This window comes from Curtobacterium sp. MCBD17_030 (genome assembly GCF_003224255.1).
Taxonomy (GTDB): domain Bacteria; phylum Actinomycetota; class Actinomycetes; order Actinomycetales; family Microbacteriaceae; genus Curtobacterium.
The window spans coordinates 38,923-55,816 of record NZ_QKLI01000018.1 but is presented as its reverse complement, the minus strand read 5'-3'; the positions used below and the strand labels follow the sequence as shown (position 1 = coordinate 55,816).

16 protein-coding genes are annotated in these 16,894 nt (G+C 71.4%); 12 read left to right on the top strand and 4 right to left on the bottom strand.

Annotated features, from left to right (window positions below; all coding sequences use genetic code 11):
* Positions 1–129 precede the first annotated feature (129 nt).
* A complete protein-coding gene (locus DEI89_RS13995) occupies positions 130–789 on the top strand; it encodes a TetR/AcrR family transcriptional regulator (protein WP_110904667.1) in 660 nt (219 codons plus the stop codon).
* Positions 790–801: 12 nt separating this feature from the next.
* Here DEI89_RS13995 and DEI89_RS13990 read toward each other — a convergent pair whose 3' ends face one another.
* Positions 802–2,433, bottom strand: coding sequence for a phospholipid carrier-dependent glycosyltransferase (locus DEI89_RS13990; RefSeq protein WP_181421674.1), 1,632 nt, complete (start codon positions 2,431–2,433; stop codon positions 802–804).
* Positions 2,434–2,510: 77 nt separating this feature from the next.
* Between DEI89_RS13990 and rsmI the strand changes: the two genes are divergently transcribed.
* The 4 genes from rsmI to rsmA all read left to right on the top strand — a co-directional run bounded on the left by rsmI (position 2,511) and on the right by rsmA (position 6,831).
* Positions 2,511–3,332 (top strand): 16S rRNA (cytidine(1402)-2'-O)-methyltransferase, encoded by an 822-nt coding sequence (gene rsmI / locus DEI89_RS13985; RefSeq protein ID WP_110904665.1) that lies wholly within the window; start codon positions 2,511–2,513, stop codon positions 3,330–3,332.
* Between the two features lie 123 nt (positions 3,333–3,455).
* Positions 3,456–5,033, top strand: coding sequence for a methionine--tRNA ligase (metG, locus tag DEI89_RS13980; protein ID WP_110904664.1), 1,578 nt, complete (start codon positions 3,456–3,458; stop codon positions 5,031–5,033).
* Positions 5,030–5,953, top strand: a complete 924-nt coding sequence (locus DEI89_RS13975) for a TatD family hydrolase (protein ID WP_110904663.1) — start codon at positions 5,030–5,032, stop codon at positions 5,951–5,953. Before metG ends, DEI89_RS13975 begins: the two co-directional genes overlap by 4 nt.
* A gap of 2 nt (positions 5,954–5,955) precedes the next feature.
* Entirely contained in the window at positions 5,956–6,831 is an 876-nt protein-coding gene (gene rsmA / locus DEI89_RS13970; RefSeq protein WP_110904662.1) for a 16S rRNA (adenine(1518)-N(6)/adenine(1519)-N(6))-dimethyltransferase RsmA, read from the top strand.
* Between the two features lie 7 nt (positions 6,832–6,838).
* On the opposite strand, the gene DEI89_RS13965 is transcribed toward rsmA, so the two are convergent.
* Both DEI89_RS13965 and DEI89_RS13960 read right to left on the bottom strand, forming a co-directional pair.
* Positions 6,839–7,336 (bottom strand): hypothetical protein, encoded by a 498-nt coding sequence (locus tag DEI89_RS13965; RefSeq protein WP_110904661.1) that lies wholly within the window; start codon positions 7,334–7,336, stop codon positions 6,839–6,841.
* Positions 7,337–7,397: 61 nt separating this feature from the next.
* Positions 7,398–8,138, bottom strand: coding sequence for an SDR family oxidoreductase (locus tag DEI89_RS13960; RefSeq protein WP_110904660.1), 741 nt, complete (start codon positions 8,136–8,138; stop codon positions 7,398–7,400).
* A gap of 101 nt (positions 8,139–8,239) precedes the next feature.
* Here DEI89_RS13960 and DEI89_RS13955 point away from each other — a divergent pair, with 101 nt between their 5' ends.
* From DEI89_RS13955 to DEI89_RS13935, 5 genes are all read left to right on the top strand, one after another.
* Entirely contained in the window at positions 8,240–9,094 is an 855-nt protein-coding gene (locus DEI89_RS13955; protein ID WP_110904659.1) for a helix-turn-helix transcriptional regulator, read from the top strand.
* A 72-nt stretch (positions 9,095–9,166) separates the two neighbouring features.
* Entirely contained in the window at positions 9,167–10,195 is a 1,029-nt protein-coding gene (locus DEI89_RS13950; protein WP_110904658.1) for a RimK family alpha-L-glutamate ligase, read from the top strand.
* A gap of 105 nt (positions 10,196–10,300) precedes the next feature.
* A complete protein-coding gene (locus DEI89_RS13945; RefSeq protein ID WP_110904657.1) occupies positions 10,301–11,347 on the top strand; it encodes an LLM class flavin-dependent oxidoreductase in 1,047 nt (348 codons plus the stop codon).
* Positions 11,347–12,675 (top strand): O-acetylhomoserine aminocarboxypropyltransferase/cysteine synthase family protein, encoded by a 1,329-nt coding sequence (locus DEI89_RS13940; protein ID WP_110904656.1) that lies wholly within the window; start codon positions 11,347–11,349, stop codon positions 12,673–12,675. The genes DEI89_RS13945 and DEI89_RS13940 overlap by 1 nt, the downstream gene beginning before the upstream one ends.
* A gap of 9 nt (positions 12,676–12,684) precedes the next feature.
* The gene (locus tag DEI89_RS13935) at positions 12,685–13,617 is read left to right on the top strand and encodes a 4-(cytidine 5'-diphospho)-2-C-methyl-D-erythritol kinase (RefSeq protein WP_110904655.1); all 933 of its coding nucleotides are present in this window, start codon (positions 12,685–12,687) and stop codon (positions 13,615–13,617) included.
* Positions 13,618–13,633: 16 nt separating this feature from the next.
* Here DEI89_RS13935 and DEI89_RS13930 read toward each other — a convergent pair whose 3' ends face one another.
* Positions 13,634–15,286: a glycosyltransferase family 39 protein gene (locus DEI89_RS13930; protein ID WP_181421673.1), complete on the bottom strand. Its 1,653-nt coding sequence runs from the start codon at positions 15,284–15,286 to the stop codon at positions 13,634–13,636.
* Positions 15,287–15,394: 108 nt separating this feature from the next.
* Here DEI89_RS13930 and DEI89_RS13925 point away from each other — a divergent pair, with 108 nt between their 5' ends.
* On the top strand, positions 15,395–15,805 hold the full coding sequence (locus DEI89_RS13925) for a molybdopterin-binding protein (RefSeq protein ID WP_110904653.1): 411 nt from the start codon (positions 15,395–15,397) through the stop codon (positions 15,803–15,805).
* Entirely contained in the window at positions 15,802–16,872 is a 1,071-nt protein-coding gene (locus DEI89_RS13920; protein ID WP_110904652.1) for a ThiF family adenylyltransferase, read from the top strand. Before DEI89_RS13925 ends, DEI89_RS13920 begins: the two co-directional genes overlap by 4 nt.
* The last annotated feature ends 22 nt before the right edge of the window (positions 16,873–16,894 follow it).

The following is a 16,894-nucleotide window of genomic DNA, read 5'->3' as shown; positions in this document are numbered from 1 at the left end:
AGGGGCGCGCGCCGTCGGGCGTCCCGGAGAAGAGTGAAGCGGATGCGCTGCATCCGCTTGCGGTAACTGTAGCCCAAAACGGAGTCACCGCATCCGCTTGTTCCCAGAAAGTCCGATTATGTTCGTTCTGTGAGCACCACCGGACCCGCCGCCGATCTCGATCGCCCCCTGCGCGCCGACGCGGCACGGAACCGCGAACTGATCCTGCAGACGGCACGGAAGTGCTTCGCGGAACGCGGCATCTCGGTCACCCTCAACGACATCGCGCACGAGGCCGGAGTGGGCGTCGGCACCGTCTACCGGCGCTTCGCGGACAAGGACTCGCTGATCGAGGCCCTCCTCGCGACGAAGTTCGAGGCGATGAACGCCGCCGCCGCCCGCGCTGCCGACGAGATCGACCCGCGCGAGTCCCTCCGTCTCTACCTGATGGGCGTGTTCGCCTTCCGAGCGCGGGACCGCGCCCTGGCCGACGTCATCGTCCGCGCCGGCAAGGCCCGCCCGTCGATCGTGCAGGAGCGCGACCGCCTGGAGCAGCAGGTGTCCCGCATCATCGGCCGTGCGAAGGACGCCGGCGTGATCCGTCCCGGCTTCGACTACCGCGACCTGCCGATGCTGACGACGATGATCGGTGCCGTGGCCGACGCCACCCGCGATTACGATCCCGACGCCTGGAAGCGGTACGCGCAGGTGTTGGTCGACGGCGTGCTCCCGCAGGCCCAGCCGGACCAGCTGACCGGAGAGCCACTGGACCGCGACGCCCTCGAGCGCGCGATGCAGACGCAGAACTGACCGGAGCCGCCGCTACAGCCAGCTGGGCAGCCAGTAGTGGGACCGGATGAAGTCCCACGGCGCCTGCATCGCCGACCACAGCGGGTACCAGTACGCCGACGCGAGCACCACGACGACCAGGTACACGCCGAGCCAGACCAACGCCCGGGTCCGCCGTGGTCGCGGGGCATCCCGCGAGCCGATCAGGTGCCCGATCACGGCCGCCAGCGCCATCACGAGGAAGGGCTCGAAGGCGATCGTGTAGAACTGGAAGACCGTCCGGTCCAGGTACATCAGCCACGGCAGGTAGCCCGCGGCGATGCCCATCAGGACGATGCCGTACTCCCACCGCGGCCGTGTGATGAGCAGCACGAGCAGCACCACGGCCGCGATGACCGAGGCGTACCAGATGAACGGGTTCGCGATCCCGGTGATCGCCGCCCCACAGCGGTCGGCCGCGCAGCCGTCCTGGCCCACGTTCGTACCGACGTAGTACATCGACGTCGGCCGTTGCATGAGGAGCCAGAGCAGCGGGTTCGCCTGGTACGAGTGCGGCGTGTGCAGGCCGATGTTGAAGGCGTAGATCTCGCTCTGGTAATGCCACCAGTTCTGCAGGCTGTCCGGCACCCAGGCGAGCACCCCGGTCCAGCGCTGACCGCCGGTCCCGATCCAGTCGCGGTCCCAGCCGCCCCGGGTCAGGAACCAGCCGGCCCACGACGCCAGGTAGGTCGCGGCGGCGATCGGCACGGTCAGCAAGAAGGTCACCGGTGCCTGCTGCAGCGCGGCGCTCGAGGACCAGAAGGCCACCCCGGCGCGACGCTGCAGCAGCATGTCGCTGACCACGGAGTACACGGCGAAGAACGCCAGGAAGTACAGCCCGGTCCACTTCGTCGCGGTCGCGAGCCCGAGCGCGAGGCCCATCGCGACGAGCCAGGGGCGCCACCAGAGGACCGGACCCCAGAGCGTCGGTCGGCCGGCGGCGGCACGACGGTCGACCCACCGGTCGAGTTGCCGGGCGGACCACCGTCGGTCGAGCAGCAGTGCGCCGAAGCCGAGCACGACGAAGAACGTGACGATGCCGTCGAGCAGCGACACCCGTGACATCACGATCGCCTGTCCGTCCACCGCCAGGAACCCGCCTGCCAGCGTGCCGATGAACGTGGACCGGAACAGGGAACGAGCGATCACCGCGGTGAGGAACACGGTGGCGATGCCGAGGACCGCGACGGTGAACCGCCAGCCGAAGGCGTTGTCCGGCCCGAACAACAGCATGCCGAGACCGATCAGGTACTTCCCGAGCGGCGGATGCGCGATGAACTCCGCGGCTCGGGAGTAGAGGTCGGTCTGCCCGTCGGCGAACCGGTCGTCGGTCGTCGGTGCACCGTCGCCCGTCGGGTTCGCCGGCCACGTGCCCTCGTACCCGAGGTGGACGAGGGACCAGCTGTCCTTGACGTAGTAGGTCTCGTCGAACACGAGCGAGTGCGGCCGGCCGAGGTCGACCAGCCGGAGCAGGGCAGCGAGCACGGTGACCGCGATCGGGCCACCCCATCGCCAGGCGGCGACCCGCCACCCGGTGGAGAGCATGCGGCCCCACCAGTCGTCGAGCCGCGAGCCACGCGGGACGTCCGGCACGGTCTTCTGCAGGTCGGCCAGGTCCGTGGTCACCCGCAGCATCCTACGGACGCGGCGCAGGTGTCGGCTGCGTGTCCACAGGTCGCGGGTCCTGCGACGACAATGGGGTCGTGATCGTCCTCGCAGCAACCCCCATCGGCAACCTCGGTGATGCCTCCCGTCGACTCGTGGAGACGCTGTCGAACGCCTCCGTGGTGGCCGCCGAGGACACCAGGACCGCGATCCACCTGATGCGCGCACTGGGCATCGAGAACCGTCCGCGGCTCATCGCGCTGCACGAGCACAACGAGCGGGAGCGCGCGGCCGAGGTCGTCGAACTCGCCCGGGAGGACGACGTCGTCGTGCTCACCGACGCCGGCATGCCCGCCATCAGCGACCCCGGGTTCCCGCTGGTCGAGGCCGCCGCCGCCGCGGGCGTCACCGTGACCGCGGTCCCCGGCCCGAGCGCCGTCCTCACCGCGCTCGCGCTCTCCGGGCTGCCGACCGACCGCTTCACGTTCGAGGGCTTCCCGACCCGCAAGGCCGGGGAACGGCGACGGGTGTTCGCCGCACTGGCGGGGGAGCAGCGGACCATGGTCTTCTTCGAGTCGCCGCACCGGATCGCCGACACGCTCGGCGACATGGCCGCCGGGTTCGGCAGCGACCGGCGTGCCGCGGTCTGCCGCGAGCTCACCAAGATGCACGAGGAGATCCGTCGGGGGACCCTAGCGGAGCTGACCGAGTGGGCGGCTGACGGCGTCCGCGGCGAGATCTGCGTCGTCGTCGCGGGGTCCACCGGATCGGGTGACGACGCCACGATCGAGGACGGCGTCCGCCTGGTCCTCGAACGCGTGGCCGCCGGCGCACGCATGAAGGAGGCCGCCGCAGCGGTCGCCGACGCGACCGGACTCTCCAAGCGCGACCTCTACGAGGGTGCACTCGCCGCACGCTGACCGGACGCGACACCTGTCGGACGGGAGGCACGTGGGGGCGCCGCCACGGGCCTCCCGTCCGGTTCTCCACAGGCCGCCCGGCAGCGCGTCACGGTGCTCGGGCGCGCCTCTAGGATGGTCCGCATGGCCGACGGCAGCTCGTTCTCGATCACCACGCCGATCTTCTACGTCAACGACGTGCCCCACATCGGGCACGCGTACACGGAGGTCGCCGCGGACGTCCTCGCGCGCTGGCACCGCCAGCGTGGGGACGACACCTGGCTGCTCACGGGCACCGACGAGCACGGGCAGAAGATCCTCCGCACCGCCTCGGCGAACGACGTCACGCCGAAGGAGTGGGCCGACCGCCTGGTCACCGACGCCTGGAAGCCGCTGCTCGACACGGTGGACGTGGCCAACGACGACTTCATCCGGACCACCGACGAGCGGCACGAGCGTGGCGTCACGGCGTTCCTGCAGAAGCTGTACGACGACGGCTTCATCTACGCGGGCGAGTTCGAGGGCTTCTACTGCGTCGGCTGCGAGGAGTACAAGCAGCCGAGCGACCTGGTCCCCGGCACCGGTCCGTACGAGGGCCAGCAGGTCTGCGCGATCCACTCCATCCCGGTGGAGGTCCTGGCCGAGCGCAACTACTTCTTCCGCATGTCCGACTTCGAGCAGCGTCTGCTCGACCTCTACGAGTCGAACCCGCAGTTCATCCAGCCGGAGAGCGTCCGCAACGAGATCGTCTCCTTCGTCAAGCAGGGGTTGCGCGACCTGTCGATCTCGCGGTCGAGCTTCGACTGGGGCATCCAGATCCCGTGGGACTCCGACCACGTCCTGTACGTCTGGTTCGACGCGCTGCTGAACTACATCACCGCCCTCGGGTACGGCACCGAGGACGACGAGGCCTTCCAGCGCCTCTGGCCGAGCGTGCACATCGTCGGCAAGGACATCGCTCGCTTCCACGCCGTCATCTGGCCGGCGATGCTGATGGCGGCCGGGCTCCCGGTCCCCGAGCGTGTCTTCGGCCACGGCTGGCTGCTCGTCGGCGGCGAGAAGATGTCGAAGTCGAAGCTGACGGGCATCGCCCCGAGCGAGATCACCGACACGTTCGGCTCCGACGCCTTCCGGTACTACTTCCTCCGGGCGATCACCTTCGGGCAGGACGGCAACTTCAGCTGGGAGGACATCTCGGCGCGGTACCAGGCGGAGCTCGCCAACGGGTTCGGGAACCTGGCCTCCCGCATCGTCGCGATGCTCAACCGCTACTTCGACGGCGCCGTCCCCGAGCGGGGCGAGCTGACCGAGTCCGACGCAGCGATCGACGCCCTCGCGCGGGCGGTCACCGAACGGGCCGACGCCGCGATCGCCGCGTTCGCACCGCACGACGCGATCAGCATCGTCTGGGAGCTCGTGGACGCCCTGAACGGCTACATCACCGAGCAGGAGCCCTGGACCCTCGCGAAGGACGACGCGCAGCGTGAGCGCCTCGCGACCGTGCTCGTCACCGCACTGCGGGGACTCGGGACCGTGGCCGTGCTCGTGTCCCCGGTGATGCCGAAGGCGACCGAGAAGCTGTGGGCCTCGATCGGCGCCGGTGGCTCGATCGCTGAGCAGCGCATCGACCGCGCCTGGGAATGGCAGGGGTCCGAGACGGTGACGCCGCTCGCCGCCGGGCTCTTCCCGCGCATCGAGCAGCCGGAGCAGGGCGCCGCGTGACCGACGCGCACGTCCGTGCCCGCGGCGGCGACGGCGGCGGGCAGAAGCGGGACCTGACGTACCCGCCGCTGCCCCAGGCCCTCACGGTGCCGGTGTACGACAACCACACCCACATGGAGATCGCCGACGGTGTCGGGGACGGCGGCGACGGTCCGCTCGACTACCGGGAGCACCTCGACCGCGCGTCGAGCGTCGGCGTCCGCGGTGTCGTGCAGGTCGGCACGGACCTGGCCACCTCGCGGTGGTCGGCGTCGATCGCGGCGCGGGAGCCCCGGGTCCTGGCCGCGGTGGCCCTGCACCCGAACGAAGCCCCGGTCCTCGACGAGCAGGGGTTGCTCGACGAGCACCTCGCCGGTATCGCCGAGCTCGCGGCACTGCCGCGGGTGCGGGCGATCGGGGAGACCGGGCTCGACTTCTTCCGCACCGGTGACGACGGCCGGGCGGCGCAGATCCGCTCCTTCGAGGAGCACATCCGCATCGCGAAGGACCACGACCTCGCGCTGACCATCCACGACCGGGACGCGCACGACGCTGTGGTCGAGGTCCTCGAGCGCGTCGGCGCACCCGAGCGCACCGTCTTCCACTGCTTCTCGGGCGGCCCCGAGCTCGCGCGCCTGTGCGCCGAGCGCGGCTGGTACATGTCGTTCGCCGGCACCGTGACGTTCAAGAACGCGCAGAACCTGCGGGACGCACTGCACGTCGCCCCGCGCCACCTGATCATGATCGAGACGGACGCGCCGTTCCTCACCCCGACGCCGTTCCGCGGCCGGCCGAACGCGCCGTACCTGATCCCGCACACGCTCCGGTCGATGGCCGAGACGCTGGGGACCGACGCCTCGATGCTCGCGGCGCAGATCACCTCGAACACCGAACTCGTCTACGGCGCGTGGGACGCCGAACCCGTCACGGTGGTGCAGTAGCCGTGGGCGCGCTCCTCGGCCCGGCGGAGATCCGGGAACTCGCGGCGACGCTCGACGTCACCCCCACCAAGAAGCTCGGCCAGAACTTCGTGCACGACGCCAACACGGTCCGACGCATCGTGTCGATCGCCGGTGTCACGCCGCAGTCGAAGGTGCTCGAGGTCGGACCGGGGCTCGGGTCGTTGACGCTCGGCCTCACCGAGACCGGTGCTCCCGTCACCGCCGTCGAGATCGACGCCCGGCTCGCAGCGCACCTGCCGACGACCGTCTCCGCGATGCAGCCCGACGCCCGCCTGACGGTGGTCCACCAGGACGCCATGCAGGTCTCGGCCGAGGACCTGCCGGTCCTGCCGACGCACCTCGTCGCGAACCTGCCGTACAACGTGTCCGTGCCGGTGCTGCTGCACCTGCTCGCGACCTTCCCGTCCCTCGTCCGCTCGCTCGTGATGGTGCAGGCCGAGGTCGGCTACCGCCTGGCCGCCGACCCGGGCAGCAAGGTCTACGGATCCCCGAGCGTCAAGGCCGCCTGGTACGGGTCGTGGCGCATCGCCGGGCAGGTCAGTCGGCAGGTCTTCTGGCCGGTGCCGAACGTCGACAGCGTCCTGGTCGGGTTCGACCGACACGAGCCGCCAGGCGACGAACAGCTCCGTTCTCGGGTGTTCACCCTGGTGGACGCGGCGTTCCAGCAGCGCCGGAAGATGCTCCGTCAGGCACTCTCCGGTGTCCTGGGCGGCAGTGCGCACGCGTCCGAGGTCCTCGAAGCCGCGGGCATCGCGCCGACGGCGCGTGGCGAAGAGCTCGGGGTCGACGACTTCGTGCGCCTCGGCCGGACCGTCCTCGCTGCAGCGGGGGGCGCCGCGGCCGACACGACCGCCTGACAGCCGGTCAGCGGACGGACGCGCCCCGAGCCTCCAGGGCGGCAACGACCGTGTCCGGATCGCTGCAGCGGAACCGGAGCGCGCGCTTGCCGTCGACGGTCACGTGCACGCCGGGCCCGTTGTCGAGCAGGATCGCCGTCCCGCTGGGGATCAGTCGGATGCCCCAGCCGCCGGAGTTGAGAGCCGTCATCTCCATCGGCGTCGCCGACGCGATCCGGTTCAACGGGATGCGACGTCGGTACCAGAACGGAGTGACCCGCACCTCCAGCACGTCGTCGATGCGGACGTGCAGGCGCATCCGGACCACGCCGATGCCCAGCACGGTGGTGAGCACGAGGGTGCCGACCAGGCTGACGGCGTTCCCGGCGCCCACCCGTCCGCCAGGTGACGACGGCACGGTGAGCGGGAGCGCCACCGCGCCGATCCCGACGACGATGAGAGCGATGCCGACCACGGTCATCAGGCGTCCGGACGGCAGGGCTTCCTCGTGGGGTTCGCGTCGCATCCCCCCATCCTGACATGACGGCAGACGGTGATGTGCGACATGTCGGGACGGGAGCTGGCTGTCAGTGCTCGCGTCCCGCCATCATCTCGAGGATCTGCTGGTGGTTCCCGTTGCGCTCCGCCCATCGCAACGGCTGGACGTTCTGCACGAGGATCTCGGGAGCGGCACCGGACTCGATGAGCCCCACCACCTCGTCGATGAACGCGTCGAGCGGCATCCCGCCGAAGTCCTGGCCGCCCATCAGGTCGGTCGCGACCGCGGGCGGCGCGAGCTCGAGCACCTCGACCGACGAGCCGACGAGCTGCTGTCGGAGTGCCTGCGTGTACGAGTGCACGCCGGCCTTCGTGGCGTTGTAGGTCGGCGTCGCGGTGAGCGGGACGAACGCCAGGCCGGACGACACGGTCATGACCGTCGCGCTGCGACGGCCGAGCAGGTGCGGCAGGAAGGCGTCGATCAGTCGGATCGTGCCGACCAGGTTGGTCTCGATGGTCTGAACGGCGTCGGAGATGTGTCCCGGGTCGCGGAGGTCCTCGTTCCGCATGATCCCCGACATCGTCACGAGGGTGTCGAGTGCGGGGTAGGTCCCGAGGACGGTCTCGGCGGCCTGCCGGATCGACTCCGCATCGGCGACGTCGATCTGCACGGTGCCCAGGCCGTGTTCGGTGGCGATGGAGTCGAGGAGGGCCTGCCGACGGCCGCCGATGACGACGGTGCTGCCGGCCTGCTGCAGGCGGAGCGCGAGTGCCAGGCCGATGCCCGAGGTCGCGCCGGGGATGAAGACGGTGCTGTTCGTGATGTCCATGACCACCACGTTGCGCCGTCCCGGCCGAGGCAACCAGAGCGCGGTCATCGGGGGACCGGCGATCCCTGGCTCCGAGTGTGCCGACGCAGCAGACTGGGTGCATGGACCGTGCTGCCCTCGCCGACTTCCTCCGCCGCCGTCGGGAGATGCTCCGACCGGAGGACGTCGGGATCGGGGCCGGCGCTCGACGGCGGACCCCGGGCCTCCGTCGTGAGGAGGTCGCGGCCCAGGCGGGCATGTCGGTCGACTACTACACGCGGCTCGAGCAGCAGCGTGGCCCGCAGCCGTCCGAGCAGATGGTCGCGGCGATCGCCCGTGCCCTCCGTTGCTCGCTCGACGAACGGGACCACCTGTTCCACCTGACGGGGCAGAACGCACCGGTCCGGATGCACCGTGCCGACCACGTCGACCCCGCGATCCTCCGCGTGCTCGACCGGTTGGCGGACACCCCCGCGATCGTCGTCAACCACCTGGGCGAGACGCTCGTCGAGAACCCGTTGGCGGCGGCGCTCCTGGGCACGTCCGTCGGGCTGGCCGGCAACGAGCGCTACCAGGCCTGGCGGTGGTTCGTCACCGGGACCGAGCGGGCGAAGTACGCGCCGGAGCAGCACGAACGTCTGGGGCGGGTCGTCGTGGCCTCGCTCCGTGCGGCCATCGGCCTCGCCGGTCCAGGTGACCGTCGCGCGACCGAGCTCATCGCGGAGCTCGAACGGCGGAGCCCCGAGTTCGCCGCGCTGTGGGCACTGCACGAGGTGGCGACCCGCTGGTCGGACAACAAGACGATCGTGCAGCCCGAGCTCGGGCGGATCACCGTCGACTGCCAGGTGCTGCACACGGACGACCAGGCGCAGGCGCTGCTGCTCTTCACGGCTCCTGCAGGCAGCGACGACGCGCAGAAGCTCGAGCTCCTCGGGGTCGTCGGCCAGCAGACCTTCGACGCCGTCAGCGGATCCTGAGGCCCCGGTTCGCTCCGCAACACCGCGTCACACGCCTGGCAGATGCGGGGACACCGTGCCTAGGGTGGAGCGGTGAGCACTCCGCGCGTGTACGTCATCCACGAGAACCCCGAGTGGTTCCCGCCGCTCGCCGCCGCCTTCGAGGCCGAGGGCGTCCCGGTGCAGGAGGTCCTCCTGACCGAGGGACAGATCGACCTCGGAGCCGAACCGGAGCCGGGCGTCTACTGGAGTCGCATGTCGGCGAGCAGCCACACCCGTGGACACGAGCACAGCAAGGAGTACACCCGGGCGCTGCTCGGATGGCTCGAGCGTGCCGGACGCCAGGTGGTCGGCGGCAGCCACGTCCTCGAGCTCGAGGTGTCGAAGGTCGCGCAGCACGGGCTGCTCCGCGCCGCGGGCTTCGACGTGCCCCGCACGACGGCGGTCTTCGGCACGACGACGCTCAAGCAGTCCGCGGCGACCTTCACGGGCGGCCAGGACGTCCCGTTCATCACGAAGCACAACCAGGGCGGCAAGGGCCTCGGCGTTCGCCGCTTCGACTCCCTCGCCGAGTTCGACGCCTACGTCGACAGCCCCGAGTTCGAGGCGCCGGTCGACGGAATCACGCTGCTGCAGGAGTACCTGACCGCGCGTGAGCCGTTCATCACGCGCGCCGAGTTCGTCGGCGGCGAGTTCGTCTACGCGGTCCGCGTCGACACGAGCGCCGGCAGCTTCGAGCTCTGCCCCGCGGACGCGTGCGAGGTGCCGTCCGGAGAGAACGGGCCGCAGGGCATCGCCGGCGCGGTGTGCGAGGTCCCCGGCACCGACGGCACCACCGTGACGGCGGACACGTTCTCCGTCCGCTCCGAGGTCACCGCCGAGCACCCGCTCGTCCAGCAGCTCCGGGGTTTCCTCGCGGACCAGCGCATCCAGATCGCGGGGGTCGAGTTCATGGAGACCACCGACGGGCGCACCGTCGTGTACGACATCAACACGAACACGAACTACAACCCCGCCGTCGAGGCGGTCGCGCCGGCCTCCGGCCCGCGCTCCATCGCCCGGTTCCTCGGCGGCCTGTTGGACGCGGAGTACGCGGCGGCAGCCGCACCGACGCACGCCTGACCACGCGGCCGCACCGTCCCGACCACCCACCGGACGGGAGGCGCGCCCCACCACCCGGGGCGAGCCTCCCGTCCGTCCCTCCTCACCACCCAAGGAACCCACCCCGTGCGATTCGGATACTGGACCCCGCTCTTCGGCGGCTGGCTGCGCAACGTCGACGACGAGCAGATGCCGGTCACGTTCGACTACGTGAAGCTCCTGGCGCAGCGCGCCGAGCGGATCGGGTTCGACCTGACCCTCGTGCCGGAGCTGAACCTCAACGACATCAAGGGCGTCGCGGCGCCGAGCCTCGAGGCGTGGGCACTGGCGGCGGCGATCGCGGCGACCACCGAACGCCTGGAGATCATGGCGGCGATGCGTCCCGGGTACCACCTGCCCGCGGTGACGGCGAAGCAGGCGGCCACGATCGACGACATCTCCGGCGGCCGCTTCACCTTCAACGTGGTGAGCGCCTGGTGGGCGGAAGAGGCCCGTCAGTACGGCGGCATCTTCTCCGAGCACGACGACCGGTACAAGCGCACCGCGGAGTTCGTCGAGGTCATGAAGGGGATGTGGCGGGAGACGCCGTACTCCTTCCACGGCGAGTACTACGACGTCGAGAACGCGCACCTGGAGCCGAAACCGCGCGTCACCCCGCGCATCTACGCCGGCGGCGAGAGCGAGGCCGGCAAGGCGAGCATCACGCACTACGCCGACGCCTACGTGACCCACGGCGGCACCGTCGAGGAGCTCCGGAACAAGATCGCCGAGATGCGTCGTCGCCGCGAGGACGCCGGCTTGCCGCCGTTCGAGGCCTTCGGGATGGCCGCGTACGCGATCGTGCGGGAGACCGAGGAAGAGGCCCAGGCTGAGCTCGCGCGCATCACCGACGTCCAGCACGGCAAGGCGTACGAGTCGTACCAGGACTTCATCTCGAAGTCGCAGCTCGAGCACGTCCCCTCGCTCGAGGACTACTCGGTGTCGAACCGGGGGCTCCGGCCGCAGTTCGTCGGCACGCCGGAGCAGGTCGCCGCGCGGATCCGCGAGTACGAGGACGCGGGCGTCGACACGCTGCTGCTGCAGTTCTCGCCGCAGCTGGAGGAGATGGAGCGCTTCGGCGAGCGGGTCATCCCGCTCGTCCGCGCCGCGGTGCCCGCCGAGACCGTGTCCTGATGGCCGTCGAGGACGACTGGGCGTTCGAGACCCGGCAGATCCGGGCGGGATTCAAGTCCGATCCCGGTTTCGGCGGGAACGTGCCGCCGATCGCGCAGACCGCGGCCTTCGTGTACCCGTCCGGCGAGGACGCGGCCGACCGGTTCCTGCTGAACGCGCCCGGGCACACGTACTCCCGGGTGAACAACCCGTCGGCTGCGGCGCTGGAGCGTCGGATCGCCGACCTCGAGGGCGGTGTCGCCGCCCTGGCGCTGGCGTCCGGGCAGGCGGCCACGTCGTTGGCGGTGCTCGGCCTCGCCCGGGCTGGGGACCACATCGTCTCGAGCGCGTCGCTGTACGGCGCGACCTACACGCTCTTCGCGTCCACGCTCAAGGACCTGGGCATCGCGTTCACCTTCGTGCAGGACCCCACGGACCTGGACGAGTGGGCCGCGGCCGTCCGTCCCGAGACGCGGGCGTTCTTCGGCGAGTCGATCCCGAACCCGCGCGGCGACGTCCTGGACTTCGCCGGGGTGGCCGGGGTCGCCCACGACGCCGGGGTCCCGCTCATCGTCGACAACACGATCGCGACCCCGTACCTCGTCCGGCCGATCGAGCACGGCGCGGACATCGTGGTGCACTCCGCGACGAAGTACCTCGCCGGGCACGGCAGTGCGATCGCGGGCCTCATCGTCGACGCCGGCTCGTTCGACTGGGCGGCGCACCCGACGAAGTACCCGCAGCTGGCGACGACCGAGCACTCCGGGTTCGCGGGCACGAACTTCGCCGAGAAGTTCGGGCGGCGCGCGTTCATCCAGCGCACTCGGTCGAAGCTGTCGGCGGACCTCGGCCCGGCGATCGCCCCGTTCAACGCGTTCCTGGTGCTGCAGGGCATCCAGACCCTGTCGCTCCGCATGGACCGACACGTCTCGAACGCGGCCACGGTGGCGTCCTGGCTCGACACGCACGAGCAGGTCGAGCACGTGCACTACGCCGGACTGCCGAGCTCCCCGTGGCACCACCTGCAGCAGCGGTACGTGCCGAAGGGGCCGTCGAGCGTCCTGGCGTTCGACCTGGCCGGCGGTGTGGAGGCCGGGCGGCGCTTCGTCTCGGCGCTGGAGCTCTTCGACCACGTCTCGAACATCGGCGACGTCCGTTCCCTGGTCGTGCACCCGGCGTCGACCACGCACGTGCAGATGACCCCGTCCGAGCGTGCCGCAGCGGGCGTCGGCGAGGGGCTCATCCGTCTGTCGATCGGCCTGGAACACGTCGACGACGTCATCGCGGACCTGCGACGTGGGTTCGCCGCGGCGGGCGACGCGACGGGAGCCCGACCCGGACGGGGATAGGTTGGTCGCATGACGTCCACGCCCGCTCCGGATCGGGTGCGGACGCGCGCACCGGGCAAGATCAACGTCCACCTGTCCGTCGGCGCGCTGCAGGACGACGGGTACCACGACATCGCCACCGCGTACCAGGCGGTTTCCCTGTACGAGGACGTCACGGCTGAGCGCGCCGACGACTTCTCGGTCCGGTTCACCGGTCCGATCGACACGTCGTCGGTGCCGACGGACGACACGAACCTGGCGATCCGCGCCGCCCGTCTGGTCGCCCGCACGGCGGGCCACCGCGGCGGCGTGCACCTGACCATCGACAAGCAGGTCCCGGTCGCCGGCGGCATGGGTGGTGGCTCGGCGGATGCCGCCGCGACCCTCCTGGCCGTCGACACCCTGTGGGGAACCGGCCTCGGGCGGGACGAACTGCTGCGTCTGGCGGCCGAGCTCGGTGCCGACGTGCCGTTCGCCTTCGCCGGCGGCACCGCCGTCGGGACCGGTCGTGGCGACGAGCTCAGCCCGGCGCTGGCGAAGGGCGAGTTCCACTGGGTCCTGGCGCTCAGCGAGACCGGCCTGTCGACCCCGTCCGTGTACCGCGCGCTCGACGAGCACCGGGAGCGCTACCGCGCCGACATCTCGCCGGCGCCGCGCACCCCCGTGGTCGAGGCGCAGGTCCTCCAGGCGCTCCGTGCCGGCGACGCCGAACTGCTCGCCGAGAACCTGCACAACGACCTGCAGGCCCCCGCGATGCGCCTGCAGCCGGCCCTGGCGGAGACGCTGGAGTTGGGGGAGCGCTCCGGTGCCCTCGCCGGCCTGGTGTCGGGCAGCGGACCGACGGTGGCGTTCCTGGTGCCGGACCGCGACGTGGCACTCGAGGTGCAGGTGGCGCTGAGCGCGTCCGGGTTCGTGGCACTGCGGGCGAACGGCCCCGTGCACGGCGCCCGCGTCCTGCACTGACAGCGGCCGGCACGCGTCAGGAGCGGACGAACTCCGTCATGATGACCTTGCCGGTCTGCCAGTTGTGCGCGGGACGGAACCCACGCTCCGCGAGCACGGCCTTCAGTTCGGGCCGGATCGTGCGCGACGTGCCGCCGACGTACCAGACGGTGTCGATGTCACCGAGGCGCGCGGGGACGGTCGAGGCGAGGTCGGCGTTCCGGTTCCAAAGCACGCCCTGGTCGGCCCCCTTCGTGCCGACGGCCAGGTCGGTGAGGCCGGCGAACGCCTCCGGGTACGAGACCTTGATGATCTCCGCCGTCGCGGTCGGGTGCCGGTAGACGCTGCCGAAGACGACGCCCTCGTTGGCGCTCGGACGCGCCGCCCGCTCAGCGCTGATGATCGAGGCCGCCTGCGCCCAGGTCGATTCCGCTTTGGCCTCTGGCCCTTTCACCGTCACGGCGGTGGGGACCGACAGGACGACGAGCGCCGCGACGGCCACTGAGAGCAGCGCCTTCGGTCGGATCATCGTCAACGCGAGCGCGATGAGCACCGCCACGAACGGCAGGCTCAGGGACGCGTACTTGGGGGAGTACAGCCGCTCACCCAGCGCGGTCGCGAGCAGGAGGACCGTGGTCGGGACGACGACCAGGGGGAGCGCCACGCGGACGGCCTGGGCCCGGAGCACTGCCCGTGCCGATGGCACCCGCCGGCGCACCTGCACCAGGGCGGTGACGACGCCGACGACCATGAGCGTCCACGCCATCGCCGCGTACGGGTCGGAGGCACCGAACCACGCCGTCGAGTAGACCTGCCCGAACGTGCTGGCGCTGATGCCCTCGATCCACCCGACCTGCTTCGCCTGTGACGACACCACGACGACGAACGGCGCGACGACCACGGCTGCCAGGCCCGCGGCGGCGGCCCACCGGACGAGCACGCCACGGGAGACGAGCGGGGGACCCGGCGTCCGACCGGTCCGAGAGACGGTGGCCCGTCGGAGGTCGTGCCGTTCGGCGAGCAGGGTCCAGGCGAGTGCCACGGCATGGGCGACGACCGCGAGCGAGAGGTAGACGTTGAACGCGACGGCGACGACGGCGAGGACGCCGTAGGCGACCCACCACCCGGTCGCGCGTCCGTGGCGGCTGCGGCGGAGCGCGGTCAGGCCGACCAGTGTCAGGCAGACCGAGAGGGTCGTGATCGTGGCGTAGGGCCGACCCTCGGTGCCGGCCCACTGCACGCGGGGCAGCAGCAGGAACACGATGCCGGCCGTGATGCCGAGCCGCTTGCCACCGATCCGGCGGCCGAGAGCGACCACGAGGGCGGCGGCGACGCCGATCGCGAGCGCGCTCGGCAGACGCAGCGTGAAGGGGGTGTAGCCGACCAGCCAGAACCAGGCGTGGACGACCGCGTAGTACAGACCGTGCACGGCGTCGACCGTGTGCAGCTCGGCCCACAGCTGCGGCCAGGAACGCTGCGCGCTGGTGACGGTCGCGGCCTCGTCGTACCAGAGCGACGGCACCCACGAGAAGGCCGCGGCGACGACGACGCCGAGGGCCCCGACGGTGAGTTCCGGGGTGCGGACCGCGGCGGTCGCGGCGGCCGAGACGGCACCGCGGAGCCCGGCACGGACCGGCACGTGGCGGACCGCGTGCGGGACGCCGATGCTGCCGGTACGGGGGGAACTCACGCCGGAGACGGTACCGAGCGCCGCTGGACGGGAACCCGACATCGACCCCTCCGAGGCGGTGAGTGTCCACAAGCCGAGGGTCGGTGATCCACAGTTAAGGTCGTCGTCATGACGCAGCTCCGGATCCGTGACGCAGCGACGTACCTCGGGGTCAGTGACGACACCGTGCGCCGTCTCGTCGAGGGCAGCACCTTCACCCGCGCGACCGACGCCGTCGGACGGGCGGTCGTCGACGGGCGGGAGCTCGCCGAGTACGCCCGGTCGCGCGGCGACCAGCTCGCCGACCCCTCGGGCGTTCGCAGCTCGGCGCGCAACCGCTTCGTCGGCATCGTGACGGGGCTCGTCGTGGACACCGTGATGGCCCAGGTCGAGCTGCAGTGCGGCCCGCACCGTGTCGTCTCCCTGATGAGCTCGGAGGCGGTCCGCGACCTCGGGCTCGAGATCGGTTCGGTCGCCGTGGCCTCGGTCAAGGCGACGATGGTGACGGTCGAGACACCCAGCCCGGAGGAGGCCCCGTGAGCACGCCCGTCAGCACCGCGCGACGACGACTCGGTTCGCGGACAGCCGCGCTCGCCGGGTCCGGCCCCGACGTCCTCGAACGCCTCGGTCGTGCGCGGGTGCTGGTCGTCGGGGCGGGCGGGCTCGGTGCGCCCGTCGTCTCCTACCTGGCCGGCAGCGGGCTCGGTCGCCTGACGATCGTCGACGACGACGTCGTGGACGGATCGAACCTGGCCCGACAGACGCTCTTCACGACCGCGGACGTCGGTGTGGCGAAGGCCGAGGTCGCCGCTGCCCGTGCGCGCGCGGTCGACCCCGAGCTCGAAGTCGTCGCGGTCGTCGGACGCTTCCGGCCGGACCACGTCGCCGGGCACGACGTCGTGGTCGACGCGGCCGACGCGGTTGACGTGACGCGGGCGATCTCGGACGCGTGCGCCCCGCTCGGCATCCCGTTCGTCTGGGGCACCGTGCTCTCGTACGACGGCCAGGTCTCGGTCTTCCGCGATGCCGGGGACGATGGTGTCGACTTCCACGACCTGCACCCGGAGGTCCTGCCCGACGAGGGCTCGTGTGCGATCGACGGCGTGCTGCCGGCGCTCTGCGGAGCGGTCGGGTCGGTGATGGCCGCACAGGTGACGGCCCTCGTCGCCGGGCTCGGCGAACCGCTGCTCGGCCGGCTCCTCACGGTGGACGCGCGACGGTGGCGGTGGACCGAGAGTCCGATCCGACGCGGGCCGGCGTCGCGACGCCCCACGGGCCTCCCGGCCGGCACGACCGGAGCGGACGGCGCTGGCGGCACGAGCGGTGCTGCGCCGCGCATCGCGCCCGCGGCCCTCGCCGCCCGCCTGGCCGACCCGACCGACAGCCTGACCCTGGTCGACGTCCGCACTCCGGAGGAGTGGGCCACCGGCGTCATCGCCGGGTCCGTGCACGCCGACGCCGCACTGCCGGACGGGGACGTCGTCGTCACCTGCGCACGCGGGCCGCGGGCCGACACGTGGGCGCGGGCGATCGGGAGGCCCGTCACCGTCCTCGACGGCGGCGTCGATGCGTGGCGCCGCGAGGGGTTGCCCCTCGCATCCCCGTGAGCCGCTCCTGCGGGTAGGATCG